At 55.9% G+C, this 23,603-nt stretch carries 27 protein-coding genes and 1 pseudogene; 4 read left to right on the plus strand and 24 right to left on the minus strand.

What is annotated here, in order from left to right:
- Positions 1 to 261 precede the first annotated feature (261 nt).
- Positions 262 to 843 carry a hypothetical protein gene (locus AB9N64_RS02830; protein WP_102880067.1) on the plus strand — a complete coding sequence of 194 codons (582 nt, stop codon included), beginning with the start codon at positions 262 to 264 and terminating at the stop codon, positions 841 to 843.
- 20 nt (positions 844 to 863) lie between these two features.
- Here AB9N64_RS02830 and AB9N64_RS02835 read toward each other — a convergent pair whose 3' ends face one another.
- The 12 genes from AB9N64_RS02835 to AB9N64_RS02890 all read right to left on the minus strand — a co-directional run bounded on the left by AB9N64_RS02835 (position 864) and on the right by AB9N64_RS02890 (position 10,427).
- The gene (locus tag AB9N64_RS02835; protein WP_102879519.1) at positions 864 to 1,595 is read right to left on the minus strand and encodes a TIGR03747 family integrating conjugative element membrane protein; all 732 of its coding nucleotides are present in this window, start codon (positions 1,593 to 1,595) and stop codon (positions 864 to 866) included.
- A gap of 89 nt (positions 1,596 to 1,684) precedes the next feature.
- Entirely contained in the window at positions 1,685 to 3,790 is a 2,106-nt protein-coding gene (gene traD / locus AB9N64_RS02840) for a type IV conjugative transfer system coupling protein TraD (protein WP_102879518.1), read from the minus strand.
- 9 nt (positions 3,791 to 3,799) lie between these two features.
- Positions 3,800 to 4,315, minus strand: a complete 516-nt coding sequence (locus AB9N64_RS02845; RefSeq protein WP_102879517.1) for an integrating conjugative element protein — start codon at positions 4,313 to 4,315, stop codon at positions 3,800 to 3,802.
- A complete protein-coding gene (locus AB9N64_RS02850) occupies positions 4,312 to 4,860 on the minus strand; it encodes a lytic transglycosylase (protein WP_102879516.1) in 549 nt (182 codons plus the stop codon). The genes AB9N64_RS02845 and AB9N64_RS02850 overlap by 4 nt, the downstream gene beginning before the upstream one ends.
- The gene (locus AB9N64_RS02855; protein WP_102879515.1) at positions 4,842 to 5,555 is read right to left on the minus strand and encodes a TIGR03759 family integrating conjugative element protein; all 714 of its coding nucleotides are present in this window, start codon (positions 5,553 to 5,555) and stop codon (positions 4,842 to 4,844) included. Before AB9N64_RS02855 ends, AB9N64_RS02850 begins: the two co-directional genes overlap by 19 nt.
- 9 nt (positions 5,556 to 5,564) lie before the next feature.
- Positions 5,565 to 6,233: a chemotaxis protein gene (locus AB9N64_RS02860; protein WP_102879514.1), complete on the minus strand. Its 669-nt coding sequence runs from the start codon at positions 6,231 to 6,233 to the stop codon at positions 5,565 to 5,567.
- A complete protein-coding gene (locus tag AB9N64_RS02865) occupies positions 6,230 to 6,772 on the minus strand; it encodes a PilL N-terminal domain-containing protein (protein WP_102879513.1) in 543 nt (180 codons plus the stop codon). The genes AB9N64_RS02860 and AB9N64_RS02865 overlap by 4 nt, the downstream gene beginning before the upstream one ends.
- 88 nt (positions 6,773 to 6,860) lie before the next feature.
- The gene (locus AB9N64_RS02870; RefSeq protein WP_102879512.1) at positions 6,861 to 7,616 is read right to left on the minus strand and encodes an ABC transporter substrate-binding protein; all 756 of its coding nucleotides are present in this window, start codon (positions 7,614 to 7,616) and stop codon (positions 6,861 to 6,863) included.
- Positions 7,617 to 7,668: 52 nt separating this feature from the next.
- Positions 7,669 to 8,163 carry a DNA repair protein RadC gene (gene radC, locus AB9N64_RS02875; protein WP_102879511.1) on the minus strand — a complete coding sequence of 165 codons (495 nt, stop codon included), beginning with the start codon at positions 8,161 to 8,163 and terminating at the stop codon, positions 7,669 to 7,671.
- 100 nt (positions 8,164 to 8,263) lie between these two features.
- Positions 8,264 to 8,521: a hypothetical protein gene (locus AB9N64_RS02880; RefSeq protein WP_102879510.1), complete on the minus strand. Its 258-nt coding sequence runs from the start codon at positions 8,519 to 8,521 to the stop codon at positions 8,264 to 8,266.
- A gap of 70 nt (positions 8,522 to 8,591) precedes the next feature.
- The gene (locus AB9N64_RS02885) at positions 8,592 to 9,173 is read right to left on the minus strand and encodes an STY4534 family ICE replication protein (protein ID WP_102879509.1); all 582 of its coding nucleotides are present in this window, start codon (positions 9,171 to 9,173) and stop codon (positions 8,592 to 8,594) included.
- A 912-nt stretch (positions 9,174 to 10,085) separates the two neighbouring features.
- Positions 10,086 to 10,427 carry a helix-turn-helix domain-containing protein gene (locus AB9N64_RS02890; RefSeq protein WP_102879508.1) on the minus strand — a complete coding sequence of 114 codons (342 nt, stop codon included), beginning with the start codon at positions 10,425 to 10,427 and terminating at the stop codon, positions 10,086 to 10,088.
- A gap of 208 nt (positions 10,428 to 10,635) precedes the next feature.
- Here AB9N64_RS02890 and AB9N64_RS02895 point away from each other — a divergent pair, with 208 nt between their 5' ends.
- Positions 10,636 to 10,890 (plus strand): hypothetical protein, encoded by a 255-nt coding sequence (locus tag AB9N64_RS02895; protein ID WP_102879507.1) that lies wholly within the window; start codon positions 10,636 to 10,638, stop codon positions 10,888 to 10,890.
- Positions 10,891 to 10,931: 41 nt separating this feature from the next.
- Here AB9N64_RS02895 and AB9N64_RS02900 read toward each other — a convergent pair whose 3' ends face one another.
- The 12 genes from AB9N64_RS02900 to AB9N64_RS02955 all read right to left on the minus strand — a co-directional run bounded on the left by AB9N64_RS02900 (position 10,932) and on the right by AB9N64_RS02955 (position 21,129).
- Entirely contained in the window at positions 10,932 to 12,899 is a 1,968-nt protein-coding gene (locus AB9N64_RS02900; protein WP_102879506.1) for a DNA topoisomerase III, read from the minus strand.
- Positions 12,900 to 13,121: 222 nt separating this feature from the next.
- A complete protein-coding gene (locus AB9N64_RS02905; protein ID WP_102879505.1) occupies positions 13,122 to 13,592 on the minus strand; it encodes a single-stranded DNA-binding protein in 471 nt (156 codons plus the stop codon).
- A complete protein-coding gene (locus AB9N64_RS02910) occupies positions 13,589 to 14,107 on the minus strand; it encodes a DUF3158 family protein (protein WP_102879504.1) in 519 nt (172 codons plus the stop codon). Before AB9N64_RS02910 ends, AB9N64_RS02905 begins: the two co-directional genes overlap by 4 nt.
- Complete coding sequence (locus AB9N64_RS02915; protein ID WP_102879503.1) at positions 14,104 to 14,859, minus strand: PFL_4669 family integrating conjugative element protein; 756 nt, start codon at positions 14,857 to 14,859, stop codon at positions 14,104 to 14,106. The genes AB9N64_RS02910 and AB9N64_RS02915 overlap by 4 nt, the downstream gene beginning before the upstream one ends.
- A 145-nt stretch (positions 14,860 to 15,004) precedes the next feature.
- Complete coding sequence (locus AB9N64_RS02920; protein ID WP_102879502.1) at positions 15,005 to 16,195, minus strand: STY4528 family pathogenicity island replication protein; 1,191 nt, start codon at positions 16,193 to 16,195, stop codon at positions 15,005 to 15,007.
- Positions 16,192 to 16,740, minus strand: coding sequence for a DUF2857 domain-containing protein (locus tag AB9N64_RS02925; protein ID WP_102879501.1), 549 nt, complete (start codon positions 16,738 to 16,740; stop codon positions 16,192 to 16,194). Before AB9N64_RS02925 ends, AB9N64_RS02920 begins: the two co-directional genes overlap by 4 nt.
- Positions 16,737 to 18,317 (minus strand): ParB family protein, encoded by a 1,581-nt coding sequence (locus AB9N64_RS02930; protein WP_102879500.1) that lies wholly within the window; start codon positions 18,315 to 18,317, stop codon positions 16,737 to 16,739. Before AB9N64_RS02930 ends, AB9N64_RS02925 begins: the two co-directional genes overlap by 4 nt.
- A gap of 14 nt (positions 18,318 to 18,331) precedes the next feature.
- The gene (locus AB9N64_RS02935) at positions 18,332 to 18,541 is read right to left on the minus strand and encodes a hypothetical protein (RefSeq protein ID WP_102879499.1); all 210 of its coding nucleotides are present in this window, start codon (positions 18,539 to 18,541) and stop codon (positions 18,332 to 18,334) included.
- Between the two features lie 85 nt (positions 18,542 to 18,626).
- A complete protein-coding gene (locus tag AB9N64_RS02940; RefSeq protein WP_102879498.1) occupies positions 18,627 to 19,466 on the minus strand; it encodes a ParA family protein in 840 nt (279 codons plus the stop codon).
- A gap of 4 nt (positions 19,467 to 19,470) precedes the next feature.
- On the minus strand, positions 19,471 to 19,701 hold the full coding sequence (locus tag AB9N64_RS02945; protein ID WP_102879497.1) for an AlpA family transcriptional regulator: 231 nt from the start codon (positions 19,699 to 19,701) through the stop codon (positions 19,471 to 19,473).
- A 109-nt stretch (positions 19,702 to 19,810) separates the two neighbouring features.
- Positions 19,811 to 20,566: a hypothetical protein gene (locus tag AB9N64_RS02950; RefSeq protein WP_169905052.1), complete on the minus strand. Its 756-nt coding sequence runs from the start codon at positions 20,564 to 20,566 to the stop codon at positions 19,811 to 19,813.
- A 284-nt stretch (positions 20,567 to 20,850) separates the two neighbouring features.
- Positions 20,851 to 21,129 (minus strand): hypothetical protein, encoded by a 279-nt coding sequence (locus AB9N64_RS02955; RefSeq protein WP_102879496.1) that lies wholly within the window; start codon positions 21,127 to 21,129, stop codon positions 20,851 to 20,853.
- A gap of 1,031 nt (positions 21,130 to 22,160) precedes the next feature.
- On the opposite strand from AB9N64_RS02955, the gene AB9N64_RS02960 reads away from it, so the two are divergent.
- On the plus strand, positions 22,161 to 22,349 hold the full coding sequence (locus AB9N64_RS02960; RefSeq protein ID WP_102879495.1) for a hypothetical protein: 189 nt from the start codon (positions 22,161 to 22,163) through the stop codon (positions 22,347 to 22,349).
- 301 nt (positions 22,350 to 22,650) lie between these two features.
- A pseudogene (locus AB9N64_RS02965) lies at positions 22,651 to 23,109 on the plus strand (glyoxalase superfamily protein); the annotation flags it as partial.
- Positions 23,110 to 23,603: the final 494 nt, after the last annotated feature.

Raw genomic sequence — 23,603 nt, forward strand, 5'->3', positions numbered from 1 at the left:
AACGTCCAGAACTCAGCAGTAAGAAACACGAAACACGCAGCGTCATTTTATTTCGATACAGTCTCTGATCGTGTACCGAGTTCGAACATCGTATCGAGAGCTACGAAACGCGGAAAAATGACACGATTGGACCGCAAGTACAGCATTGGTTACTCATGAAAAACGATAAGTAGCCGTTAACGTTTGATTCCGCTAACAACATTGTTAGCGGGGCGCAGATAAGCGCGGACGAAATCAGTTAACGAAGAGTGATTGCAGAGAGTGAACATCCAACAAGCAATTCGGCGGTATCGTATTCGACAGGCCGTGGGCGTCTCCTTGATGGTCTTCGGGGCGCTATTTTATTTGGTTTCATCGTTGATTTTTCTGCACCATCAAGCAGAGATTCTCGCGAGCACAAAAATTTTTGGGCATTTTGGAGGGGTTGTGCAAAATTTAGTAGCCGATGTTTACCAGGCCACATCACCCTACATCGGTTTTGTATGGGAGCACGCGCCTACCCTCAGCCAGGAAAACCCGCTCAGCTATGGAAATTTGCTGTTTTTCGGTTTGCTGGGTGTGATGATTATTGGAAAGCAAATTCTCCTTTCCGCTAGCCAACTCAAGAGGCGTGTTCAGGTTCAACTCGAACGTCTTGAGGAAGCTCAGTGGCGCAACTCGATGCAAAATGGAGCAGCCACCCAACTCAACGCAAATCAGATCGGGCAGATCAATTTTTATCAGCAGTCTATGCCGCCGTCCCCTAGCGGTGATTGGTGGCAGCGGCCATTGGGTATTGTTGGTTTGTCTATTATTGGCGGTTATGTCGTCGCTATTTTGGCCAAATTCACCGGAATGGTTTAACACGTCAGCGTTACATTTTATTAAATGTATTTTTTAAACGTCGCCGCGGTGATAGCTGTCGTTGCTCCGAGCATCACTGCGCAAGGCAAAAAAATGGCCATGGGATTGAGCGAAAAGGGCAATGACAGGTAAATGATCCAGGGCACGATCAGCAGCGGTAGCACTGCTCGTTTAGCGCGGTGATAGACAAAACTGCTTTCTCGCCCGGCTCCAAACTTGCGCAGGTCGCGGCGCATCAAACCATCAACAAAACCGGAGAGCGTGGCCAACAAAAATAGTGGTGTGGCCAGGACTAGAATCGTCAGGCGCACCACGAAGGTAAAGGTCACATACACTGCGGCCACTACGAAATCCTCAATGCTCACGTAGAGTTGGTTGATCCAGCCCCAGATGCCGTTGCCCTGGCTCGACATCCGCGCCTGCCGGGCAAAATCCGCAAAGCCAGTCTTAACTAATAGCCATTGATTGAGAAAATCCAGCCATTGAACAATCGTCTGTCCAGGTTGTTGGAGGATGAGAGAAGATTTGAAGTGCTCACTCAGCCAGCCCAGTTCGTTCGCCAACATGGCTTGGCTGTGCCGCCAACCCTGATCGGCCCAGAACAGCAGCAAGCCGGCGAACTCGGTGAGGATCGAGAATAGCAACGAGGCAATCAGCAGTCCGATGATGCGCAGGACCAGGCTGATCGCCGAGGTGAACAACCCCGGGCGCTGGATCGGTTGTGGCGGCGTGTTCTGGACGGAAGTCGCCATCGTTCACTCCATTGCGCGCTGCAGTGTTGATGTCGTCATGAGGCCTTCTGGATAGTTTTTGCTGAATCGAAACCTGTGCCAGGGGCGGGCTACCCCACCTGATCCAGATCGAAGTTTGTTGTTGGGCCGCCACCGCTTGCGCTCCACCATTGCCCCGCCTGCTCGTTGTAGGCGGCCCGCATTCGCTGGGTGAGCTCCTGCAGGTCCTTGGGCATGGCATCGTCGTTGGAGGGTTTTGGCAAAGGCATTCGGACTTTCCAGAGCTGCCCACCGGCCTGGAAGGAGAACATTTGCCCCTTGGGCAAGCTGACGATGTGAGCGGGCTCGATCAACGGCACGCTGGTGCTGCTGACGCGATCTTGCGAGGATGAGGTGAAGTCTGTATTGGCCTCAGGATCGGAGGTGTCGGTGGCACCGGAGACCAGGGTTTTGGTCAGTACGTTGACCTTGGGCAACTGTTGGGTGAGTAGTTCAGCAGTGGCGGTCTCGCGTACCCGGAGCATCTGCAAGGTGTTGAAGTTACCAATGACCTGGCCAGCCTTGGCGCGGTTGCCGATTCGCGCTTCGATATCGCTGAGGGTCTGGGTGTAGGCCGTCACCTGGATGCCGGCCCCGCCACCCTTATTGATCAGTGGGATGAACTCATCGCCCATCAACTCGTTGAACTCATCGGCGTGCAGGTTGATCGGCAACTTGTCACTGCTGCTGCCCGATGCGGGTAGGCCATGGTCAATTCCATGTTTGTAGATGTGCCCCGCGACCGAGACCAAATCGGCGAACATGGAGTTGCCCACAGCAGCGGCCACCTCGGCGTCGGTCAGTGCATCCAGGCCGATATAGACGATGCCACGTTTTCGGATGATCTGCATCCAGTCGAAGATTGGCCGCGGGTCCTCTAAATCGGTGTAGTTGGGGGCCAGTAACTGGGCGGTCTTGCCGGTGGTGAGTTTCTCCAGCAGCGGCAGTAGCGAGGCAACGATTTTATCGAAGTACGTACGGTCATATCGTACCGCCGAACGCAGTCCGTCCATTACCGGATCAAATACACGCTTCACCGCCAGGTACTGCTCGATGGCCACCACACGCTTTTCGCGCCCGATCATATGCCGGGGAATGTTTTTCTCGGTGAGCTTGCCTTCAAGCTGGACGATCACCTCCCACGCTTTCGGATCAGTCTTGGCGAAAAACTGCTGGGCGTATTCGATGAACAGTGCGTCGATGTTGACCACATGTCGCTGGATCTGCAGGTAGTCCGGACGTCGGCCCAGCTCGATCAGGGCGCGGGCGATGATGTTGACGAAACGCCAGGCGAACTCACGGAAGGCCGCAGAGTTCCCTTCGCCACTGAGTTGCCCAGCAATGCGTGACGCCACTTCCGAGATGCGACCGAAACGTCCCACGGCGTTGTAGCGGGCGGAGATTTCTGGCCAGCCCAGATGGAAGACATAAAACTCCTTCTCCCGACCGGCTCGCTTGGCTTCGACGTACATGCGTTTGAGCAGGTCGGCATCACCCTTCGGATCGAAGACAATCACCACTTCATGTTCGACGCGGTGAATGTCCTGGGTGATGTACACCTCGGCGAGTCGCGTCTTGCCGACACGGGTAGTGCCCAGCACCAGGGTGTGTCCGACCCGTTCGCCCAGTGGCAGACTGACCTCCGTTTCGTTGGGCTCGACCCCATGCAACAGCGGCGAGCCACCTACTGGGGGCAAAGGGCGCAACGGATTGAAGGCACTGTCCCAAGCGGTGACACGGGCCAATGTGGAGAGCGGAAACGGTGCATGTTCCAGGCGGCGTTCGAGACCGCGTGCCAGACGATAGCGAGTCGGTTGGTCGATATAGTGAGCAACAGCCGGATCCTGGGCCTCGACCAAGCGCTGGGTGTGCAGGCGGGTCCAGCGAAAGCCGCGACCCATAAACAAACGCTTACGGCTGACCGGAATCTGCCGACTGGTCAGTTCGTAGCGGGGCAGCCGGCGGATATTGCGCCGATAGCGTAACACATCCCAGGCTTGTCGCAGCCGGATCAGGCCGAACAGGGCATAGGCCAGCGCTGTAACCAGACCGATCTCGGGTGACAGGGCCACAGCCCAGGGCGAGTACACGCACAACACCGCGGCAGCGATGCAGATCGCTACGGTGTACAGCTCCACCGCTGGCCGGAGCTTGGACTCCATCGCATGCTCGGCCATGACCTGGACTCACTGTTCCAGTGAGGTGGCAGTTATCAGGACGGGATAGTGCTCAATCTGCAGGCGGGTGGCGATGTCGTTGCCGTTGACCGGCAGGATGGTGATGCCCGGAGCGGCTGCTCGAATCCGGGCCAGGGCTTCAGCATCGGCCACTTCGACGGCGAGGCCGGCTGCGCCCATTTCGTGCAGTTCAGTCGCACGTTGATGCAGCCAAGCCCGCGAACGGGGATCGTCGCCCACCAGAAAGAAGGGTTGTAGGCCAGGCATGTTCAGGGTACGAGATGCGATCTGGCCGGGGCTCAAATGGGAGCTGCGGACGGGCAGTATCCAGGCTTCATCGGCAAACGTGGACAGGTCCGCCTGCATGACGCGATCAGGCTGGGTCTTGTTGTTTATTGGCGTCCTGGAACCTTGAAAATGGGGCCGGGTGAAGTCGCTAGGCTGATCCCCGGCTACGGTCAGTTCCGGCTGGGCGAAAGGAGCCAAGAGCAGGATGAAATAACAGATAAGGAATATTCGCTTCATGGCGGTGTGCCCTGTTTGAAGGAAACCTGCAGTCGTTCGAGTTGTCGGGAAAAGCCGGCGCGGTAACGCGCGGCTGGCGTTCCTCCTGCCGGGCGGTGATAACGTCCGGCAGCCAACACCCAATCACCTGTGGCAGCGTGATGCTCCTGCAACAGCGCGGCGGTCACGGCGAGATTTCGGTAGGGATCGAGAGCGTCACAGGGGCTGGAAAAACGTTGTCCCAGGTAACCCAGGTTGGTTTGTCCGAGACCGACATCGACCCGCTTGGCGTCATGCCGGGTGAGCGCTTGAAGCAAGGCGTGACAGGCGGCCTGGTGAGTGGCGAAGCGGTAGGGTGTTCCGGCGATGTTCAGGGTCCAAGGCCAGGGCAGCAGTCGACCACGGACGCGGATACCACTCTCCTGCAGGACAATCGCGAACAGCACCGTAGAAGGGATGTCGGCGTCATGCGCCGCCAGTTGGTAGGCCGGAGGCGGAAGTTCGTCAGCCTGGACGGCGAGCATTGTCAGCAGGAGCGCAATAGCACTCAGTTGAGGCGTTGCCATTTTCCATTCACCTGTTGAAATGTGGCAGGCAATGGCCCCGGAGCACCCAGGTTGAACCAGCGACCACGGTCATGGTTCAGGGTGATCTGCCGGCGTTGAACCTTGGCCGGATCGATGTCCGCTTGCCGAGCCCAGCTACGGACGCGTTTATCCTCGCCTTGGCTGCCCACCAGATAGATATCGAACGCCGTGTCGCCGCTTTGCAGACGCTGCGCTTCGGCGGTGCACGCTGGGCAGTGGTCCTCCACAAACAGGGCTTGGCGCGGCACGACCGATGAGCTGCCAGGGGACGCCGCGCCCTGGATCGGCTGCAGCCCGGGAAACAGCTTGGCCCAGGCCGCGGTGTAAGCGTTTTGGTAAGCCAACTCGCGCTCGGCGCGTTTGGCTTCCAGCGCCACCTGTAATTCGGCATAGCGCTGGCGCTCTTGGTCGGTCTGGGCCTCGACCCCGAGTGCGGTCAACGGATCGAGGTTCGGGCTCCAGAAGCTGCGCGGGCCGGCTTGGATCTGTTCGAAGCGCGTCCACTCCTGCTCCGTCAGACCCCAGCTCGCCGCCTGTTCAGAGTCAGAGCGCCCCAGCGGAGCAGACTGCGTGTCCTGGGTCCGTGACTGTGTCGTGACGGGGTTGCCCATCGCAGCGCCCATGGCCAATAGCGAAGCGAGACAGACGACGGTGGGCAGTAGCGCTCTGTTCATGATCGCTTCTCAAGGGAGGTGCACGGTCTGGTCTGGCTGAGCGGCCACCGCGAAGATAGCTGAGTTCGGCTCCAGCACTTTCAGGTGCCAGGTACCGAACTGCTCGCCGCTGTGCAGCAGCCGAACATCCATGAGCGAGCGACTGTCATGAGGTGCCACCGCCAGAAAACGCTCACCACCGCGGAACTCGACGCTCAACACTGAGAACGGTGGCGAGAGCGATACGGGCTTGGGGCGAGCGGTCTTTTTCGGTTTAGTCGCGGAAGGCGGCGGTGGGGGTGATGGCTGGGGCTTGTGCTCGTGGAACTGCTGCTCGACCTGTTCAAGGCTTGCGCGCAGCGCTGTCAGGTCTGCCGCGGTGGCGCGGGTTGCCAGACCGTCGCGCAGTTCCTGTATTTCTTGCGCCCATTGATCTAGCATCGGATCGAGGGTATTGGCCTGTTGCTCGCCGTTATCGACCATCTGCTTCAGGTCTTTTAGCGCGTACTGCAACTGCTCCTGTGCGTCCTTGAGGGCGTTTGAATCACGTTGCAGAGTGTCCAGGGTTTTTAGGTGTTGGGTGTTCGTACTCTGTAGCTCGGCCACACGTTTATACTGGTTATATAAAACCCCGCTCAGCCCGGCGGCCGCCAGACAAAGCAATCCAATAATGAAGGTTTGTAACGTCGAGGCTTTCATGGATGTGCCTCCGCCTGATGGTACGAGTTGGGTGTGACCCGCACGCTGCCGACATCAGCTTTCTGCTGTTCGAAGCAGACCGAACGGCCGACTTCATCGGCCGTGAGTTGCCAGGCGGGGCCAGCCAGCACTTGTAGCGCGCGGCGCAAAGGGATCGGGCCCAGCCGGTAATGGGCTGCGGGCAGGGGCCGGGTGAACAGCACCTTCACCGACGCAGTATCTGCGCAAAGCGCATAACCCGAACGCTGCAGCACGTAGTGCAGCGCCTCCTGTACCGAGGGGTTCAGGCTGGGCGGGATATTCACTTCAATGATTTGGGCAAGAAGATCGCGTTGTTCCTTGGTGGGCTCGGTGTTGACCAGCGTGTAGCGGCCATAACGAAGCTCTGCCGGATGGCATTCTTCGGCTATGCCCTTCGAGTGCTGGGGCCGATTGGAGCCACTGTCGATCTCTGGATTGGTCGGCAACGGGTTGGGGATTTGCGCGGTGCAGGCGCTCAACAAACCCAGCATGCAGACAGGCGTGAAAAAACGCTCCATGGAAGAAACCTCATGTCAGATTCAGTGCAGAACCTGACATGAGGTGAAGGAGCGATTCAGTGAGAAAGTTGATTCAAGGTGGGTCGTGTTAACGCTGAACACGTTGCTGTTCAACGAAAATGGCGAGCCCATCCAAGACGGCAGCGTCGGGGTCGAAGATCAAGAATCGCACATCCACCAATGCCGCCATATACAGTACGTTGACCAAGGCTTCCGGCGTACAGGCATCGAGTTGCTCCTGCCTCAGCGATGAGTAAGGACAGCCCTCGATTTTCTCCAGGTTATCGTCGGTCCAAGGCGTGCCAATCAGCTTACACCCGACGCCATTGCAGTCCGCCAGGGTAAAGGGTTCGAACAGCAGACCAGTTGGTTTGAAGTCGAAATTGCTAGCCCGGCGCTCCAAATAGCGCAATGCTTCTTCAGTGAGGTGTGCGGTACTGATCTCCCAGGTTCGACTGTAGTGTCCCGTCTCGAAGCTCAAGCAATGGATCATTGCTTGAGCATCTTCCCGGGAGTACAGATCGCCGACATGATGCCGCTCGTTAAGCATTTCGCCCATCACGGCGTAGATCACTTGGCGCACCAGTCCGGTTGATTGGAAGCGTTCATCCAACTCCTCCGGAATGGATTGGCCTTCGCTGATCAAGGCGAAATCGTCATTGAGCAGGCAGGGTAACAGTTGCAACTCATTGTCGGGCAGATGGGCTTGTGAGTCGTGCAGGGGTCGAAAGCAGGGAGGGCAGTCGTCTTCGTAAGTGATCAGTAGTCGACGTTCAATATGCAGGTTGTCGTAACCGCGAGAAAATGGGTTTGAGCCTTGCAGCAGGGCTGGGGTTTGGTTCATGAGGGTTCTCCAGAATGGAAATGAACAAGGCGCCCGTAGGCGCCTGTGAGGGTTAAAGCCAACCGTATTCGGCAAGGGAGAGAGGATGACCTTCTCCCACGATGAAGTGATCCAGTACGCGCACTTCGATTAAGGCTAAGGCCTCCTTCAGCCGTGCCGTCAGCACGCGATCCGCCTGGCTGGGTTCCGTGCACCCTGAGGGGTGGTTGTGAACAAAAATGGCGGCCGCAGCGTTATGCGCCAATGAGCGTTTAACGACCTGTCTGGGGTAAACGCTGGCCCCATCAATGCTGCCGTGAAACAGGACTTCGAACGCCAACACGCGGTGCTTTGCGTCGAGAAAGATCACACCGAAGACTTCATGCTCTTGTTGCGCAAGGTGCAGTTTTAGGTATGAGGCCACAGTATCAGGCGACGTCAGGTTAGGGCCGCGGGCGAACAGCCGACGATCCAGAATATGCAGCGCTTCGTCGATCACCTGGTTTTCTTGGACGATACGATCAGCTTCGAAATCCGAGGTTTCAATCAGTGTGAGTTGGGTGCTCATGGGGGTACCTCCGAAGGGAACAATCAGGGGTACACGCCCGAGGGGAGTGGTGTCCCCAAGGTGGATATAGAGTCGCGGGCCTTAGCAGATGGCGCGCTGTTTACAGCCGAGTGAATCGGTGGCGTTGACCGTGCAGGGGTGAACCACAACCGTCACAGGGAAATGGGGAAAAGGCTTTTATTCCCCAGCCGGCTTCGGGATCAAAGTCGGCACTGATGGGCATCAACCGAACCAGCCCACATTGCATCGCGGCGATGCGTTCCCCGGTTTCATCCGTCGTGTAGTAGAGCGATAACGTGCTGTAGTCCTCGTAAGCCGCCGCGAACAGGCAGTCGTCGCAAAGCCAGAAGGATTCCATGTGGGTTCTCCTGTGCTAATTGAAGAAAAGGCGCTCGAGGGAGCGCCTTGATGTGTACATCGTGGACTGTTCAGGCGGACTGAACGGTACGGGGGGCGTCACGGCGGGCCGTGCGGGGAGTGGGTTGAGATTCAGGTTCGACCTGAGCCTCTGTTGGGTTAGCGGTCTCCTCGGCGTCGACATCAGCCGACGTTAGAGAGGGTTCATTGATCGGCGCTTGCTCAGCAGGTGCTGTTGCTTCCTGCCTGGCGGGCGCTTTGTATTCGAACGTGCCGTTGACTTTGATCCAGTCGATGAACAGCAAACGACCTTTCAGGCTGGCGCCCGGTTGGCCTTGTTTAACGCCTTTCTCGTAGAGAAACGGATCGATCCACAGGTCGCCGATACGGAACGACAGCAAGACCTTTTTCTCGGCTTTGACGGCGTCCATATAGAGACGAATCAAGCGTTCAGCTTCACCCCCGGCGACTTTGCAGTCGAAACGGGTGTACTCCACCGCATCGGTTGCACCGTGTAGGGCTGCAATATCGCAGGCCATGAATGGCTGACCGCGGCGGACTTGTACTTCACGAACACGGTTGAGGTAACCGATACCGACGGTGTGCAGATTGAAGTAAGTGGTCGCTTCTTGGGATTGGTTGGCGTGGGCCATGGTGGTTCTCCTGTTTCATGGGAAAACGGCGACGCACAATCCCTGACGGGGATGTGAGCCCCCGTCAGGGTGGGTAGGTGAAGGCGAGCAATGTACAACTCGTCACCGGCAATCCGATGACGATCAGAACGATGCGTCCGGGGAATAGCGGTGAAGCAGAAGAGAATCCGCAGTAGTGGTCTGCGGATCTGGTGTAGTGGGCATTCATCACCGCCGAAGCGGTAACCGCGCGAGCTTCCGAACGCTGATCGCACTTGGGTAAACCACCACGAACGTGGCGTAGCCTTGAAGGTTCAAGCTACCTGGGCTGGGCTGTCGACGACAGCGAACCACGCCCTTTGTATAAGCCTGTAACAGGGGGGCGTCAAGACGCTGCAACCCGTTTTTTTAAGGCTGGAATACGGTGGCAGTCACTGGAATTAAGAAAATGAAAAAAATGAAGAGTGGGCCCGGCTGGGCGCCAGGCGAGGAAGAGAAAAGCCACCTTTGGCGGTCTTACGCAGTCGACAAGCTCCTCGCAAAACTTGGTTGAACTGCGCAATGATTCGCCAACCGACCCTTGTCGTGGCCTGGGTCGGAACATGCTGGCACGCATCCGCGCACAAAGGGTGCCCCCTTCTTTCCCCGGTGGGCTCCGGGACTGAATACGATCGCAGAAGCGGATGACCGCTATTGCCGGATAGAGGCAACAGTGGTCATCCGCCACCACAATCAGGTCGAGCAAAAAACGGGAATTAAATTCCGCAGAATAGGAGGCTCCGAACTCGAAGAGTTCGACCGAGCTGCCCGGAGCTAATCGGTCTTGGGTCGCCGTTGGCGGTGATCTGAAGCTACTACAGCAAAGAGGTCAACACGACGTCAAGTCTGTAGGAGCCCCTTCATAAGACGCTACGTTGAGCGCGATGAAAGAGGTCACTTACTGCCTAGATGTGCGGCTAATTGTTCGACGGTTGCCAAGATAAAGGCACGGTCGCTTTCTTTCAGTCCACTCAGCAGACCCGCAATCATCTGGCTCTGGTCATTGGGGCGATTACTCGATTCCGTCAGCAATTCATCCATGCGGCAATCGAAAATGTCCGCCAGTTGCATCAGTTTGACCACGGTAAGCTCCACTACTCCCCGTTCCAGGCGAGAGATGGCTTCGCTACCGATCCCTAAACGCTCAGCTACCTCTTCTTGGGTCAGATTACGTTCGCTGCGGTGCTTCGCGATCATGCGCCCGATTTGGGCTTGGGTAGGATGTTTATGTGCCAAGTGATGAGTTCTCCAGTTCAACCCGAATGGTTGAGCAAAGACCCGTTGACATGAACATCCCTAAGGGTTGAGTATCGACTCATTGGGTTGTTATAGTGACTGAAATAGCTGTGTACCGCGACGTGGTTTCTATTCCACCAGGAATCAGCGTCCAAGGTGGTCGGTGAGAATGAAAGCCTGATAGGGCCAAGCTGAGGGACGGTTGAGCATGGAAGACGAAAACAAGGACATGGATCTGATTTGGGATCGAACACTGGAGCTGTTCATCAAAATCCATGATTGCCCTGATAACCCCGAACACTTCGACAGCCTTGTTCATTGGCTCAACGAAAGTCCTGCTCATCTGAAAGCGTTCAACGAACTCGGGCAGATATGGATTTCTATTGGCATCGCCTTGGCCCGAGAAAACGGACAACCTTTGATCGATTTGGAGCGGGCTCAGGCGCCGCTGATAATGCACTGAACAGTGCAACCCCCAACATCATGACGAATTCAACTGAACGGTCATTGACGCTGCGTCTCTTTTCTTATAGGCGTCGTGCCCTTGCAGTTCGGGTACTGCGAGCATGACCAGAACGGACCAGATTTTCCCTTACGCTTGATCATTGATGCATTGCAAATGGGGCAGGTCGGCCCGGCTTTGATCGGTATCGACAAGGTGAGCGATCCACAGTGTTCGACCAATTGCGCAATCCAGTTCGCCTGCTTGGCGACGAATGCATCCAAGGTCAGGCGTCCCGCTTCGATCTCCTCCAGAGCTTGTTCCCAAACGGCGGTCATACCTGGATCTGCGACGGCGGCTGGTACCGCCTCGATCAGTGTATGGGCAGCAGCGGAGGCCATTAAGGCACGTTTTTTCTTCAGCAGATAACCGCGATCAATCAACCCCTTGATGATGCCGGCTCGGGTGGCTTCGGTACCGATACCGGTGGTGTCCCGAAGTTTCTGTTTAAGTCGTGGGTCGGTGACCAGCTTGGCGACGTTTTTCATGGCCTTGATCAGATCACCCTCGGTGAAAGGTTTGGGAGCGGTGGTACGCAAGGGCTCGAGTTCGACGTCGTCCACTGCGCACTGTGTACCCTGTTGTAAAACCGGTAAGACTTGGGACTTGTGATTGGGCTCATCCTCCTCGGTGTTTTCGCAGAGTAAGCCTTTCCAGCCCTGGACCAGGATCTGTTTGCCAACAGCGATCAAACGTTCTTCGCCACACTCCAGCTCGACCTGGGTTCGATCAAACTCATGGTGCGGCAGAAATTGCACGAGGTAGTGGCTACGAATCAGTTCGTAGACTTGGCGTTCTTGTTCAGACATCCGCGCCAGGTTTGCCGGCTCGGTGGTGGGAATGATGCCGTGGTGCGCGGTGACCTTGGCATCGCTCCACACGCGGGAGCGCAATGATCGATCGAGGCTCCCGAATGCAGGTCTGAGTGCCGGATCCGTTTCGAGCAGGGCGTCGAGCACTGCGGGCGCCTCGTTGAACATACTCTCTGGCAAATAGCGGCAATCGCTGCGCGGGTAGGTGGTGGCTTTGTGAGTTTCATACAGGGCTTGGGCGATATTAAGGGTTTCCTGGACGCCGAGCCCCAGCTTACGCGAGCAGACTTCCTGCAATGTGCTCAGGTCGAAGGGCAGGGGTGGTGCTTCGCGGGAATGTTCAGTCTGCAACGAGAGCACCGTGGCGGACTTACCATGGGTGATTGTTTGGACCGCCTGATGGGCAAGTGCCTGCTGCAGGCAGCGGCCCGTCTCATCCCTTCCCGAGTGTGGCGGTAACCACGATGCGATGAATCGATGGCCCATTGACGATAGGTGCACTTCAACGCACCAGTAAGGTACCGGGACGAAGCTGGCAATCTCACGATCCCGATCGACTACCAAACGTAAGGTGGGTGTCTGGACGCGCCCCACTGACAATACGCCGTCGTAGCCTGCCCGCCGACCAAGAAGGGTAAACAGACGACTTAGGTTCATGCCGATCAGCCAGTCGGCGCGGCTGCGGGCGAGGGCTGAGAGATAAAGCGGGTAGGTCTCCTGACCAGACTTCAGCGAGGAGAGGGCTTTGCGAATCGACGCCTCGTTGAGGGCGGACAACCAGAGGCGCTGAACGAAGCCTCGATACTTGCAGAGCTCCAACAACTCGCGGGCAATCATTTCACCTTCGCGGTCGGCGTCGGTTGCGATGACGACGGTGGTGGCTTCAGTGAGCAGGCGCTTGATGACTTTGAATTGTGCCGCGGTCTTGGGTTTGACCTTGACCTGCCACTGCACGGGAATGATCGGTAGATCATCCAACGACCAACTCTTGAATTGCTCGCCATAGGCTTGAGGCGATGCTGTCTCCAGTAGGTGGCCGATACACCAGGTGACAGTTATCTCGGGGCCGATCAGGCAGCCATCACCACGCCGGTTGGCTCCGAGAACCTTGGCGATGTCACGACCTTGGGAAGGTTTTTCGCAGAGGAAGAGGTACATATAACTACTCCGGATTGAGTTCGGAGCAGCGTTGTTCGAGGTAGCAGGGGCGAGATATGAGAAACCTGAATGGCAGGTTCCTCATATTAGTCGGTGAGGGCGGGATGGACCGAGGCTGGTACCCCGTTGTAGCGTGGACGACAGGGTCGGTCTTCACGAGCAGTGAGTAAAAGTAGACCAGCAACTTCGCGCAAAGGCGCAATTTCCATGCCTGAAAGTCTGTCAGTCCGTAGGTGGCTGCCCTCTGCGCTTTCTGGGTTTCGACGCAGGTGAACTGGCCTGTTCTGTACTTTTCCCGACGTGTGTCGCAGATACCGCCGGTTCACTGGATCGTTCGCGCATGACCACGCTGTGCACCCGGTGAGGCAGGATGCCGACTCGACGGGCCTCGATCTTGAAGGTGACCCGCGCATTGTCTTCGCTGTCCTCCCACTCATCACGTACGGTGCGGCCTTCGACCAGCACACGCATGCCTTTCTGGTACAGTGTGCTCCAGTGTTCAGCCTCACGGTGCCATAGCTCAACCGGCGCCCAATAGCCGCCTCGATCTTCATAGCTGCCCTCGCGTGGCACAGGGTTGTCGAAGTACACATTCAGCCGCAGCAAACGCCGTGGCTCGTCATTGCCTGATGGAAATTCCTGGAACTCTGGCGCACTGCCGATATTGCCTTCGCCGACAAAAAAAGTACTCATCGTGATATCTCCACTGCGGTTGTGAACTGGCGCAATAACCGTTCGGCACTGGCCATTTTGATCGCGCAGGTCGAGGCCTGGCGGTAGAGCGAATGCACCACGCTCATCTGCAGGTTCAGTGCAATGCGATCGCATTCGAAACGGTGCAATCTCTCGCGTACGGCCTGCGGCAGGGCGTTGTTGCAGATCTGGCGTTCCCAGACCGCAACCCCCATACGGGCGAAGTCACGGGTGCGCCAACGCAAAAAGGTGCTGCCTGCGCTGGTGTTCTGCAGCACTAAACGAATGTCCAGCAGCGAGTAAGGGGGCTGTCCGGCTTGCTGCACCACAGCCTCCATTAGGTGACATAACTGCGCCTCGATTTCCCTCGCCAGCTGCGCCAAGTGCTCCAACTCCCCCTTACCCTTAAAAGGTTTTAAAAGGCCTTTTAGGGAGGCTGCGTGTTCGAGCTGTCGATAGGCATCCGGTGTTAACGCTTCGAAGGGCATTGGTTGAGCCGGGATCATCCGATTCATGCTTCGTCCTCCGGCACAATCACTGTCGCAGACGACACTCCGACGTCCTCTGCCAGCGCGTCGGCGTCATGCACTGCCACAGCACCACGGCGAGTGATTGGCGGCGCGAACTGGGAGCGGCGATGACCCTCCAGGATGTCCATTGGGGGCAAACCCATCTTCTCGATGGCCGCAATGGCTCGGGCGTTGTTCGCCGCCATATCATCGCGTGTGACGCCGGCATGCCGATAGCGCTGGGCCTGGCCGAATAGGCTGCGCAACAGATGGGCGCCGTCGTCGATCCAGGCTTCCATGTCGATGCGGCCGATCAAGGCGGTGTGATGGGCCAATAGAGTCTGGCGTACCAGGGTGTCGTAGTCGGTCAGCAGGTAGACCGCGAGAAAGCCCAGCTGGCTGCCGATGTACAACGGCAAGGTGACGGGGTGGATGTTGAGGTTGTCGCCCATGTCGATCTGTGTCGGCAGGTCCTGCCTGATTCGGTCCAGCTGTCGGGTCAATTCCAGCATCCCAGCCTTGGCCTGCATCAGCTTTTCTTCGAGTTGCACCATGGCCCAGTCGGCATAGGGGTCGTCTTGGGCCGCGGTTTGTTTGATTAGGTTGGTGACGCTGATGTAGCCGGCCATGCCCATGATCGAGTGGACGCCTTCGCGTGCGGTTCGACCCTGCCAGATACGGGCGGCATGGTGAGTGTGCAGGGTCAGGGTGATGCTGCTGCGCAATGAACCCAGATTGAGTTGATAGTGATCGGCCACGGTGTTGTCCTCGCATTCGCTTGGACGGGAACGTTGCGACAGATGAGGGGCAAGGGCAGCCAAAAAGCTGAATGCGGTCTGTTCGGTTTGGTTTAAGGGGCTAACTATGAAGACCTCAGTGGATTTGATGCCACTGGCATCAAATCTACTGGCGTCCACCCCGTTTGCCGCGCAGTTGGCGCAGCTCATTCAGGCACGCTTGAGCAAGGGCAGACACGGGTTCGCCCTGTTTTCGAATCGGGCGCAAGGGTGGTTGTGCAGGCGGTTCTGCAATGGGTGGCGGTTCGGCCTGACCTGCCCAAGGATGAAAGTCACCTTTCAGCGCGCGCTGGATCAGGCCCATCAGATACGCCGCTGGCTTGCGGATTCCACCGGCCGCACAGCGTGCCCCCGCTTCGTTGAGCACCGCCTGCCGATCCGCTGGTTTGAGCTTGTTCAGCGCCACGGCGACGGCCTGACGCTCGCTTGGGCTCAGGTGCAGCGCAGCGGGCCAGTGCAGGTTATCCACCGTCGGAGTCGCGCGCGGTACTGTACAAATACTTTCTTTTAATACAGTACAGGCGGCGTTCGGATTCCGAACAGTGCCGGAAACACTGGCGTTCAGCCCCGGTTCGGAATCCGAACGAGGGCCTGCACGATTCCGAACGAGGGCATCTTCCCCCCGTCCGGAATCGAGCAGAGCGGTACCGGTTGCCGGATCCAATCCTTGCTGCGTCCAAATTTCGCCCCAGCTGTCGAGCCGTGTCGGTAATCGACCCTGATCGATATCGGTGTCCTGGCGGATTTCTTCCACAATGTTCTGCGCGACAATGCGCACCGCCTTGGTCGCATGACCGAGGGCATGTCCGACCATCGCCAGGTAATCCTGATCCAGTTCGATGGCTTCGGCGGGGGTTAACGGCTCATCGTGCAGAACGTACAGCGAACCTTGAAGACGTCCGCTGAGCTGATCGCGTCCGCGACTCACCAAACTCAGCCAACGCGTCAACCTGAGCATCGTCAACACCCGAGCAATGGTTTCCCGGGAGGCTGACGCACCGTAGGGCACGCTTGACAGGTAAGGCTGCAAATCCTCATAGCGCGGCGTGACCACGCCCTGGCCTTGCAGCATGAGTCGGAACACTTGCCAGGCATTCCGTTCCAATGGCGTCAATCGACTATCCAACAGCAGCCGACGTGGCACGACTTCGTGAGATTGGCCGCTGAACAGAAAGCCCGCCTGCAGAGCCGGGTTGGAGGGGTGTTCAGTGGTGGGGCGTGCGGGCCAGCGTTCACTCAGCTGCTGGGTGCATTGTTGCAGGACACGCTGCCAGCGACTGGAAGGGGCAGTATTCATGTGTTGTTGCTGTACTGGTCAATCTGCTGCCACACGATGGTCAAGCTGATCTGTTGCTCCTCCGCCAGCATCATCATGGCGTCGAGCTGATCCTCGGTACCGTCCTGAGCCCGCAGTTGGCACCAACGCTGCCATAGCGCGTGTTCCTGGGTTTCGCTCAAATGCTGAGGGCGGCCCTTACGGGTTTCTATCTTGAGCAGGCGTCGACGCAGGGCGGTTTCCGAATGCGCCAGGCCGAAGCACTGATACATGATGGTGCTGCTGGCGCCAAGCTTGAGCGCTCGATTGATCAAGCGCTCGTTCTGCTCGTCGCGCTCGGCTTGTTCGATCAATCGATGCAGCACCGGCGAGTCGATCTTGACCTCTACCCAAGGTACGGTGGCATGGGCCAAACGCGACAGCGTGGTGGGTGGTAAAGATTGCAGCAGGTAGATGTCGTCTTCACTCAGCCCGAGCGCCTTACAGCGTTGCAGGTTACCCAGGCGCAGCTCATGCAGTACCTGAGTCAGCATGGCCTGGTTGAGCACATTGAAGGACAGGTTCATGGCAGTTCCTTCGGTGAGTCATCTTCAGGGGTAAGTGTTAAGTCGATCAGGCGACGGGCCAGGCGGATCAGGCGATATAATTTGATTAACAGACTATCAGGTAGTCGTTCGAGGCCTACGTCCATGACGGGACGGTCTGGTAGCGAAAGTTGATAGATCCCCAGCAACAACTGGCCGAATAGCGCTGACGGCAGTTGCTTACGATCTTCCCAGTTCACGTCGTCTTGAGCGCGCAACAGGGCCAGGAGCAGCAGGTGAACGCCGGCCGCGCGAGGCGTGGCAAGATCAACCCGTTCGATGTCTAGAGCGAAGCCCAAGCCATGCTTCTGATCGATAATGCTCTCAGGATGTCCGGCATAGGCCGCCATTTCCCGAGCCAGCCCGGCAATGGCTAAACGCAGTTGTTCGGGGGTATCGAGTGCTGGTGCGATGATCCAGATGTCGTCGATCGTGCAGGTTTCGACGGTGGGCGCTGCATCGGTGGAAGTCTCGCGGTCAATCTGTTCACGAATCTTTTGAACGCGTGACGGAGGGTTGGCCGCTGAGACGACATCCATTTCAGGCGGTTCTGGCAGTTTCTCGCCCCGTGGTTCGATCAGACTCTCGGTTGACTTGGGACCGGGCTTGGAGGAACGCGGTCCTGTCTCGGCTTCATCAATACCCGGCGGAACACTGTTCTCCGAAGGTTTGGTGACTACAAAGCCAGGTGTAGGAGTGACGCGTTGGGTATCGGTCAGCTCTAAGGCCAACATACGGTAGGACTGTCCGAGTAAACCGCTCATGCGTTCGAGCAGTTCATCCTGGATCTGCTCAAGATCGAAGGATTCGGGATCGGCATCGAAGATGACCAAGGTGCCGAGCCAAAACTCGGCGAACGAAACGGTGACGGGCGGGTAACGGTTCCAGGTTCGTTCTGCCTGGCTACGCAGAGCGATCAGGCGTTCGATCTGAGGCTTACCCAATCCGGCATATAGTGTTTGCGGAATGGCGGGCAGCAAGTGTTCAAGGGTGTCCAACATTCGGCTGATATGCGACTGCGAAATGGGATAGCCGCCAGCGGCAAGACGTCGTGCCAGCTCACGTTGAGAGAGCACAGCTCCCTCTGGTTCGAGCATGGTTTTGAGTTTGGCCACGGCCAGCGCACGTTCGATAAAGGTGAGCTGACCATGCAGATCGCTTTCGGCCAAATGGCCGAGCAGGGCGGTGAGTTCATCGGTCCAGGGGCGGAACAAGCAGTGAATGCGAAAGAACCGCTCCTCGCGGGTTTCCTGCCACAGTTCGCCGAGAATCGCCAAGCGTGTATTGCCTCCGTTACGGATTATGAAATAAGACTCTCCCGGACGGCGGGTAATCGGCGGTGGTTGATCCAGCCCGCGCTCACGGATCGAGGCTTTGATATCGTCATACAGAGGATTACGGATGAAACGCGGGTTGTGTTCGTAGGGCCGCAACTGCTCCAGCGTGACCAACATAGGCGTGTCAGCAAGTGGATCGGACAGCCGCTCCAGTTCCGGCCCTCGAGGGAAATGCTCCTGGTGCAGCTTGTCGGTGATCTCTTCCTGACTGAGCTTCTTCATCGGAACAACCTCAGTTAACGCCGGTTACGCAAATGGTCACCGACCTCGAATTTTACGATCTCGGCAGTTCCCGAACCTTCGAAATGTCGGGAGAGCTCTTCGAGGAGCCAACCCATGGCCGAGCGCCCACCCCGCAGGCGAAACACCACAGTGCAGTACTCCTCGCGGGGTGGGTGCTGTGGGCGAGTGGATGGTTGAGCGATGATGGGAAGCTGATCCAACATCAAAAGACTCCTTGCCAAACGCTGTTGGCATCAATGTCGATAAAAAATGACTTGGCGAGAAATGCCGGCTTGGTATTTCGTCTTATTAAATCTCCGCGCATCCGTTCACCCTAGAGATCGCCTCGCGCCATTCCGGAAACAATTCGATAGCTAGCGATTGCATGGTTTGATGCGCGGATGGAGAGCGTTTTTGATGTGACCGACGCTTCTCGATTCGATGGGCCGGTAACCCAAGAGAAGCAGCGTTGAGATACGCCACTCGGTCAGGAACTATGTTATCTAGTACAGAGATGTTATTAACCTTAGCGAAGCTTTCACGCAGGCCACGGATGATCATTCGGCTGTCTACCCGATTGGCGTTCACTTGGTTAAGTAGTAGCCGCAAGGCTGGCGGTGAAACGCCCAGGTGACTAAACGGTTCGAGCTCACTGAGCAGCTTCAAGGTACCGCGGCGCAGTTCGCGGGCCGCGAGCATTTCCGGAGTGATGGGAGAGAGGGCGAGGTCAGAGGCCAGTAAGGCCATCTCCAGTAGGACGCTGCGTGCGCCCTGTGTATCGATCAACAGCAGGTCATAATGGGGGCGCAATGTGTATAGCAGATTGCGCAGCCGCAGCCGCCCATCTGGGGCATGTAGTAACAATGAGCTCAGTCGGCCTTGATCATCGTTGGATAGGATCAGGTCAAGTCCTACAATCACTGTCTTGGAAATAAACTGCGCAGGGGTTGTTAAGTTGAGCGCGATGAACTCGTACGCACCCACATCAGCCTTCTGACTCAAGGCGTAATAGCTGGAGAGGGTGGGTTGGCTATCCAGATCGAGTAGCAGAACGCGGAGACCCGCATCTGCCAATAGACCGCCAAGGTTGGCAGCTATTGTGGTTTTGCCCACCCCACCTTTGGTGGAGACCACCGAAATCACACGCATTGCATCAGGCCTGCGTATCTAAGCGTTCTACGACCCACTGCTCAATCTCCAGCGAGTCCCAGCCGACAGCACGCATCCCAATGCGTTTAGCCTGAGGAAATTTACCTTCCTTCATCAAGTTGTAGATGTGGGCACGCTTGAAACCGGTTTTACGCTCCACCTCGTCGCGCCGCATGATATGACGTTCGATTTGTTTTGGTGGCGGAGCAACGATGGGGGAGGATTGATGGGACATGGTGGTCACTCCTAGAGCCAGATGGCGTTGGGTGGGAAGTGACCTGGATTCAATACCAGAAAATGCTATCGGTCATTGCAATGCAACGTCGATGATTGCAATGCAATCCTCATGTTTTGGCTTGGGCGAGACTACGTTTTGCGGCTGCAAATTTCTCATCCAACGATCGCTTGCTCAGCCCTGGTACTCCGTCGTAATAAGCGGTTATGGAGTCGACGATCGAAGCCTGACTATCGAATATGGAATGCTTTCTTCCTGTTGAAGACGATCCCAGTATGGTGTTTACCAGCGCTCCAATGACATTCAGGTAGCTCGCTTTACTTTGGTTACTGATCTGCTCTTTGTTTTCGGCAAACATGCGCAGATTTTCGCGCTCCAGCCCAGCTGCTTTTAGCTCATCGATCAGCATTTGGAGATGCTTTTTGGTTGCCTTTAACTGCACCCGCAAGGCGTCCCGATCTGCTTGTAAAATCAAGTAGGTGCTGTAATGGATCGCAACCTGATCGGCTGCAACTGGGCTGAAAAGGAAGGTGGGCCGCTGATCTGGATGGTAGTGAAACATCCACCGCTTTAAGTCCGAATGCCTGACGGTCAGTAGTTTAATATCAACGGGAGTGCCTGGTGCAACCGTAGTTCCCAGAGCTCCGTAAGGTAGTTCGTGGTTTCGAATGGCATCCAGAATTTTTTCTATTTTTATGTGCAAGCAGGGCCATTGTGGAAAGGAATGGATAATCCGGCCTGGGGTCTCCCATTCTGATTCCAGAATCTGAGCCTCATAAGCAATTAAATCGCACCAGCGTATCGCTGCTTCGATGGGACTATAGAACAGCTTTTCGATCGAGCCGAAGCTATTGAGGTCGTACATAAAGGTCGCCTTGTTATCAAAGGGCAGACCCGCTAGGTATTGTCTAAAGATCCAACACTTGACCTAGGCTTCCATGCGGTTGCTGTCCTATTTCCCTGATAGGTTGCAATTTCTGTGGTCCTGATGCTGTTTTTCAGGTGGTTTTGTGGGGCACTGTTCGAAGATTGCCAGGCCGTTCCCTCACAGGGCGGTTTGGACGTCACAAAGCAACACGAACGATTGATACGATACCCGTAATTATTTTTTCACCCGTCAGTAGTCCGTTGTACCGGCTGAAGCACTCATCAACGCCATCCAACGTCATGACAATTATCGAGGCGCTGATTCAGGTGCCGACCTTGTTCGATGTCCAATATCTCGGAGACCATGAGGCCGCACAAAAAACCTTGTATTTGATGATATGTGTTTACCATTCCCGCATGATGTAGGGTTTCCCAGCGATATGCTTCGACCTGAGGCCGCAAAAGGGGCAGCTCTTCTCTAGCGTCCACCAACCGGCACAAGTCATCAAAGAACTGATTGGTGGCCGCGATGGTGGCTACGCCTTGTAGGGGCTCAAGCATGAATCGACCTCCTTCCCGTTGATACCTGACCCAGAGCGGAAAACTGACGAACATGGGGGATTCGCGCTGTCTAGAGTCAAGCCGTGATCTGCTGAAGTTTATCACCCTAATCACTATGCATTTTGGCGTCGCCCTGTCTCTGCCGCGAAGGTCTTTTACTCAAATAGGAAGCAGGGAATTCATAGTAGGTCGCACATTGGCTTTCGAACACATGAGCTTTCCGCTACCAATCGACTCAAACGAATGCTGCTATTTTGAGGCACAGCCCAGCAGGGTTAGTGAATGGCTGTGTAGACAGTATTAGCGGTCGATGAGGTTAAGTTAAGATTCTTCTTCTGATCGATAGCTAGCGTCTTGAAATCAACGATCCAGTACTAAAGTTGCCGGCAGGTCTTGGCAGCCGAGGCCTAAGGCGACAGCTGCAGGAGAAAAACGCCATAGCCCCAAAGGAGAAAATGCTTATGGCGGAGAGCCATCAGACCTCAAAGTAGGATCAACCCAATTTAAGCAAGTGGCATCTAAAACGAATTTCGCGCTGTGTCTGCCTATAGGCTGTCACTTGATTATCAAGATTGTATGAAGGATCTATCAATTTTTTATTGAGGGCTGGATATTCAGAGACTTGGGCGATGAATGGCTCATCGGCGTGCAGTAAAAGCTTCGAATGATGGCTTTTGGCCCAGAAAGCCTGAACCTGATGGCTGCCCATGGTTTCGCTAGCTGGCTGCTTGAGGCGACTCAGGTCTTGAGCATAGTGTGCCCGTCTTATCGGCCCGGCTCTATCGTTGATCAGCACTCTGAGTCTGAGAGTTCGTGGCGCAAGCACAGTCCTTCGCCAAGCAACCGCAACGTTTAACATGTGTACGCAGTTGGCTATTGCTTATTTTTTAAATCAATTGGCTGGTGATTTTGGCGAAGTTTTAGTTTCTAGTAAATCAACATCTTGACGAAATATTGAAAAAAGCTCGACCGTTTATTAAAAAACCCGAGCTAATTTTAGAGGCCATGATCATAAAAATATAGGTGTTGTGATGGCCCAAACGTCCAAGTTCGAGCGCTCGCTTATCATAAGCAAGCTTGAGTTGTATGCCGAACGGCTTGCCGAGCTAGCGTATGATCTTAAATGTTCTGGCCAACCCGACAATGCGGCCGAGTTTATGGCCCAGGTGGAGCAGTTGATCAATGTCATTGATCGCCTTATGGCGATAGATAACGATTAGTCGTGTGCGTCCGTCTAACCCACCTTGCGTGATTACACTCGGTCTACCTGAAAGATTTCGCCTCCAATAGCAGTTGAGTACTATAAGGGGTCGCCGATGCTGCCAGCCGCTCGCTCCGTAAAGGAAAGGGGAGAGCATGTTTTTACGAACCATATCGAATTTCTCTTGATGAAAGAGGTTTGGCAAGGCGAGCACCAAATGTCTCCATTTCAAGAGAAATAATGTCTTCAATCTAGAAGCCAAACGGATGGCCAAGGGCCTGTGTGCTTCGTTAGGGACGCGCAATTAACGCAATTAAGAAGTGTCGCCCACCGTTGCACTCGAACTGGTCGCACAGCAGTTGGGTTATAAGGGCTGGAAGGTAGCATCAGCGATGCTTCCGGATGAAAATCCTGACCCCGCTGTTACATTTGACAAATCGACTCCCGTATTGCGAATTTTTGACGAAACTAAGGCCCGCGAGTTATATGTTGATTTTCTGGGCTTCAGCGTCGAGTTTGATCACCGATTCGAAGCGAATCTACCGTTGTATTCAGGGGGCAACAGAAACAGTTTATAGCTCCACTTGTCCGAACAGCAGGGTGATGCCTGTCCAGGATCGACAATATTTATTCCGATGCAAAATATCGAAATTCTACGCAATGAGTTACTTGGCAAACGGTACGGATTTGGTCATCCGGATATTGTTCAGCAGGGAGGGGGGCAGGTTCTGGAGGTTTATGACCCTTTCGGTAATCGGATACGATTCTGCCAAAGTTGATTCGAGCGCCATATCGATCTGATTCGTCTCGGATCCTATAGCTAGCGGAATAGCGCTCACCTAAAACCACCTGCGTGGTTAGGTGGCGCCCACCGATTTGACAACAATTGGCCAATTTCACTCGCTCGCTGCATCGGTAGACGGGGGGAGAAAGACCTTCAAATTTTGCGTCCCAGAATCCATGGTCGAATATGGTTCTCGCGCCAATTATTATCAGTGGGTTGGCCCGCTGCGTATTACCCACATCAGGGACCTTTCCAGCAAATAAGAGAATTCCCTGCTAAGAGTGCTTCATCATGCCTCGGTCTCTGGTCGCCGAAGGGCGCGCCTCAACAAATAACCAGGACGCCTACAAAGAAATGCACCAGGCCCGTATTCACCTCTGCGCTAAAGTGGTGTGAAGAGTTTCCGATCAGTTGCACTAGGGATGGCGTTTCGCCGGAGCATTGCTTCCAATGGGTCCCATCCATGCACTCCTTCGTTGCTGGGCCTCC

Origin of the sequence: Pseudomonas sp. KT_2_4 (assembly GCF_041410225.1) — a bacterium.
GTDB classification, from domain to species: domain Bacteria; phylum Pseudomonadota; class Gammaproteobacteria; order Pseudomonadales; family Pseudomonadaceae; genus Aquipseudomonas; species Aquipseudomonas paracarnis.

What these genes read in the sequence shown, in the direction of transcription:
- AB9N64_RS02870 (WP_102879512.1), bottom strand. Translation starts at nt 7,616, where the DNA reads ATGAACCAAACCCCAGCCCTGCTGCAAGGCTCAAACCCATTTTCTCGC.
- AB9N64_RS02935 (WP_102879499.1), bottom strand. Translation starts at nt 18,541, where the DNA reads ATGTTGGATCAGCTTCCCATCATCGCTCAACCATCCACTCGCCCACAG.
- AB9N64_RS02835 (WP_102879519.1), bottom strand. Translation starts at nt 1,595, where the DNA reads ATGGCGACTTCCGTCCAGAACACGCCGCCACAACCGATCCAGCGCCCG.
- AB9N64_RS02865 (WP_102879513.1), bottom strand. Translation starts at nt 6,772, where the DNA reads ATGGAGCGTTTTTTCACGCCTGTCTGCATGCTGGGTTTGTTGAGCGCC.
- AB9N64_RS02845 (WP_102879517.1), bottom strand. Translation starts at nt 4,315, where the DNA reads ATGAAGCGAATATTCCTTATCTGTTATTTCATCCTGCTCTTGGCTCCT.
- AB9N64_RS02850 (WP_102879516.1), bottom strand. Translation starts at nt 4,860, where the DNA reads ATGGCAACGCCTCAACTGAGTGCTATTGCGCTCCTGCTGACAATGCTC.
- AB9N64_RS02930 (WP_102879500.1), bottom strand. Translation starts at nt 18,317, where the DNA reads ATGAAGAAGCTCAGTCAGGAAGAGATCACCGACAAGCTGCACCAGGAG.
- AB9N64_RS02955 (WP_102879496.1), bottom strand. Translation starts at nt 21,129, where the DNA reads ATGCTTGAGCCCCTACAAGGCGTAGCCACCATCGCGGCCACCAATCAG.
- AB9N64_RS02920 (WP_102879502.1), bottom strand. Translation starts at nt 16,195, where the DNA reads ATGAATACTGCCCCTTCCAGTCGCTGGCAGCGTGTCCTGCAACAATGC.
- AB9N64_RS02880 (WP_102879510.1), bottom strand. Translation starts at nt 8,521, where the DNA reads ATGGAATCCTTCTGGCTTTGCGACGACTGCCTGTTCGCGGCGGCTTAC.
- AB9N64_RS02885 (WP_102879509.1), bottom strand. Translation starts at nt 9,173, where the DNA reads ATGGCCCACGCCAACCAATCCCAAGAAGCGACCACTTACTTCAATCTG.
- AB9N64_RS02960 (WP_102879495.1), top strand. Translation starts at nt 22,161, where the DNA reads ATGGCCCAAACGTCCAAGTTCGAGCGCTCGCTTATCATAAGCAAGCTT.
- AB9N64_RS02900 (WP_102879506.1), bottom strand. Translation starts at nt 12,899, where the DNA reads ATGTACCTCTTCCTCTGCGAAAAACCTTCCCAAGGTCGTGACATCGCC.
- AB9N64_RS02855 (WP_102879515.1), bottom strand. Translation starts at nt 5,555, where the DNA reads ATGAACAGAGCGCTACTGCCCACCGTCGTCTGTCTCGCTTCGCTATTG.
- traD (WP_102879518.1), bottom strand. Translation starts at nt 3,790, where the DNA reads ATGGCCGAGCATGCGATGGAGTCCAAGCTCCGGCCAGCGGTGGAGCTG.
- AB9N64_RS02905 (WP_102879505.1), bottom strand. Translation starts at nt 13,592, where the DNA reads ATGAGTACTTTTTTTGTCGGCGAAGGCAATATCGGCAGTGCGCCAGAG.
- AB9N64_RS02910 (WP_102879504.1), bottom strand. Translation starts at nt 14,107, where the DNA reads ATGAATCGGATGATCCCGGCTCAACCAATGCCCTTCGAAGCGTTAACA.
- AB9N64_RS02895 (WP_102879507.1), top strand. Translation starts at nt 10,636, where the DNA reads ATGGAAGACGAAAACAAGGACATGGATCTGATTTGGGATCGAACACTG.
- AB9N64_RS02940 (WP_102879498.1), bottom strand. Translation starts at nt 19,466, where the DNA reads ATGCGTGTGATTTCGGTGGTCTCCACCAAAGGTGGGGTGGGCAAAACC.
- AB9N64_RS02945 (WP_102879497.1), bottom strand. Translation starts at nt 19,701, where the DNA reads ATGTCCCATCAATCCTCCCCCATCGTTGCTCCGCCACCAAAACAAATC.
- AB9N64_RS02950 (WP_169905052.1), bottom strand. Translation starts at nt 20,566, where the DNA reads ATGTACGACCTCAATAGCTTCGGCTCGATCGAAAAGCTGTTCTATAGT.
- AB9N64_RS02860 (WP_102879514.1), bottom strand. Translation starts at nt 6,233, where the DNA reads ATGAAAGCCTCGACGTTACAAACCTTCATTATTGGATTGCTTTGTCTG.
- AB9N64_RS02925 (WP_102879501.1), bottom strand. Translation starts at nt 16,740, where the DNA reads ATGAACCTGTCCTTCAATGTGCTCAACCAGGCCATGCTGACTCAGGTA.
- radC (WP_102879511.1), bottom strand. Translation starts at nt 8,163, where the DNA reads ATGAGCACCCAACTCACACTGATTGAAACCTCGGATTTCGAAGCTGAT.